The sequence below is a fragment of the Pelagirhabdus alkalitolerans genome (assembly GCF_900096905.1).
Taxonomy (GTDB): Bacteria; Bacillota; Bacilli; order Bacillales; family Amphibacillaceae; genus Pelagirhabdus; species Pelagirhabdus alkalitolerans.
Genome location: NZ_FMYI01000018.1, coordinates 1 through 2,923 on the forward strand (window position 1 = coordinate 1; position 2,923 = coordinate 2,923).

Annotated in this window: 1 rRNA gene; it reads right to left on the minus strand. The window is 51.9% G+C overall.

Going from position 1 to position 2,923, the window contains the following annotated elements:
- Nucleotide 1: 1 nt before the first annotated feature.
- Nucleotides 2–2,919: ribosomal RNA gene (locus BLR62_RS12270) — 23S ribosomal RNA — on the minus strand.
- Nucleotides 2,920–2,923: the final 4 nt, after the last annotated feature.

Consider the following 2,923-nt stretch of genomic DNA (forward strand, 5'->3'; position numbering starts at 1 on the left):
TTTAGTTAAGTCCTCGATCGATTAGTATTCGTCAGCTGCACATGTCACCATGCTTATACCTCGAACCTATCTACCTCATCGTCTCTGAGGGATCTTACTCTTTAAAAGATGGGAAGTCTCATCTTGAGGGGGGCTTCATGCTTAGATGCTTTCAGCACTTATCCTTTCCATACGTAGCTACCCAGCCATGCTCCTGGCGGAACAACTGGTGCACCAGCGGTATGTCCATCCCGGTCCTCTCGTACTAAGGACAGCTCCTCTCAAACTTCCAAACGCCCACGACGGATAGGGACCGAACTGTCTCACGACGTTCTGAACCCAGCTCGCGTACCGCTTTAATGGGCGAACAGCCCAACCCTTGGGACCGACTACAGCCCCAGGATGCGATGAGCCGACATCGAGGTGCCAAACCTCCCCGTCGATGTGGACTCTTGGGGGAGATAAGCCTGTTATCCCCGGGGTAGCTTTTATCCGTTGAGCGACGGCCCTTCCATTCGGTACCGCCGGATCACTAAGCCCGACTTTCGTCCCTGCTCGACTTGTAGGTCTCGCAGTCAAGCTCCCTTGTGCCTTTACACTCTGCGAATGATTTCCAACCATTCTGAGGGAACCTTTGGGCGCCTCCGTTACTCTTTGGGAGGCGACCGCCCCAGTCAAACTGCCCGCCTGACACTGTCTCCGAACCGGATCACGGTTCTGGGTTAGAAGGTCAACACGATCAGGGTGGTATCCCACCGGCGCCTCCACGTAAGCTAGCGCTCACGCTTCTAAGGCTCCCACCTATCCTGTACAAATCGTGCCAACATTCAATATCAGGCTACAGTAAAGCTCCACGGGGTCTTTCCGTCCTGTCGCGGGTAATGCGCATTTTCACGCATCGTATAATTTCACCGGGTCTCTTGTTGAGACAGTGCCCAAGTCGTTGCACCTTTCGTGCGGGTCGGAACTTACCCGACAAGGAATTTCGCTACCTTAGGACCGTTATAGTTACGGCCGCCGTTTACTGGGGCTTCGGTTCAATGCTTCGCTCGAAAGCTAACATGTCCCCTTAACCTTCCAGCACCGGGCAGGTGTCAGCCCCTATACTTCGCCTTTCGGCTTCGCAGAGACCTGTGTTTTTGCTAAACAGTCGCTTGGGCCTTTTCACTGCGGCTTCTCGCAAAAGAAGCACCCCTTCTCCCGAAGTTACGGGGTCATTTTGCCGAGTTCCTTAACAAGAGTTCTCCCGCTCACCTTAGAATACTCATCTCGCCTACCTGTGTCGGTTTGCGGTACAGGCACCTCTTTCCTCATTAGAGGCTTTTCTTGGCAGTGTGAAATCCGGAACTTCAGTACTTGTTTTCCTTCCCCATCACAGCTCGTGCTCGCCAGACGGATTTGCCTATCTGACACACTCACTGCTTGGACGCGCTAAACCAGCTGCGCGCTTTCCTTATCCTACTGCGTCCCCCCGTCATTCAAACGGAAAGGAGGTGGTACAGGAATATCAACCTGTTGTCCATCGCCTACGCCTTTCGGCCTCGGCTTAGGTCCTGACTAACCCTGAGAGGACGAGCCTTCCTCAGGAAACCTTAGGCTTTCGGTGAAGAAGATTCTCACTTCTTTTTCGCTACTCATACCGGCATTCTCACTTCTAAGCGCTCCACCAGTCCTCACGGTCTGACTTTACAGCACTTAGAACGCTCTCCTACCATTGATCGTCAGATCAATCCGTAGCTTCGGTGATACGTTTAGCCCCGGTACATTTTCGGCGCAGCGTCACTCGACCAGTGAGCTATTACGCACTCTTTAAATGATAGCTGCTTCTAAGCTAACATCCTGGTTGTCTGTGCAACGCCACATCCTTTTCCACTTAACGTATACTTGGGGACCTTAGCTGACGGTCTGGGTTGTTTCCCTCTCGACTATGAACCTTATCACCCATAGTCTGACTCCCAAGGTTATATCATTGGCATTCGGAGTTTGACTGAATTCGGTAACCCGGTAGGGGCCCCTCGTCCAATCAGTGCTCTACCTCCAAGATACAGGCCTTGAGGCTAGCCCTAAAGCTATTTCGGAGAGAACCAGCTATCTCTGTGTTCGATTGGAATTTCACCGCTACCCACACCTCATCCCCGCATTTTTCAACATACGTGGGTTCGGGCCTCCAGTCAGTGTTACCTGACCTTCACCCTGGACATGGGTAGATCACACAGTTTCGGGTCTACGATCCACTACTACATGCGCCCTATTCAGACTCGCTTTCGCTGCGGCTCCATCTTTTCGGATTTAACCTTGCAGGGAATCGTAACTCGCCGGTCCATTCTACAAAAGGTACGCCGTCACCCATAAACGGGCTTCGACTACTTGTAGGCACACGGTTTCAGGTTCTCTTTCACTCCCCTTCCGGGGTGCTTTTCACCTTTCCCTCACGGTACTGGTTCACTATCGGTCACTAGGGAGTATTTAGCCTTGGGAGATGGTCCTCCCGGATTCCGACGGAATTTCTCGTGTTCCGCCGTACTCAGGATCCACATCGGAGTGACGACTCTTTTTATTACAGGGCTGTTACCTTCTGTGGCGGACCTTTCCAGGTCGCTTCATATAAAATCGTCATTTGTAACTCCAAAGATGTGTCCTACAACCCCAAAAAGCAAGCTTTTTGGTTTGGGCTGATTCCGTTTCGCTCGCCGCTACTCAGGAAATCGCGTTTGCTTTCTCTTCCTCTGGGTACTGAGATGTTTCAGTTCCCCAGGTCTGCCTTTTCATACATATGGATTCTGCATGAAATCCTACTCCATTACGAGCAGGGGGTTTACCCATTCGGAAATTCCCGGATCAATGCTTACGTACAGCTCCCCGAGACATATCGGTGTTCGTCCCGTCCTTCGTCGGCTCCTAGTGCCAAGGCATCCACCGTGCGCCCTTTCTTACTTAACTAACA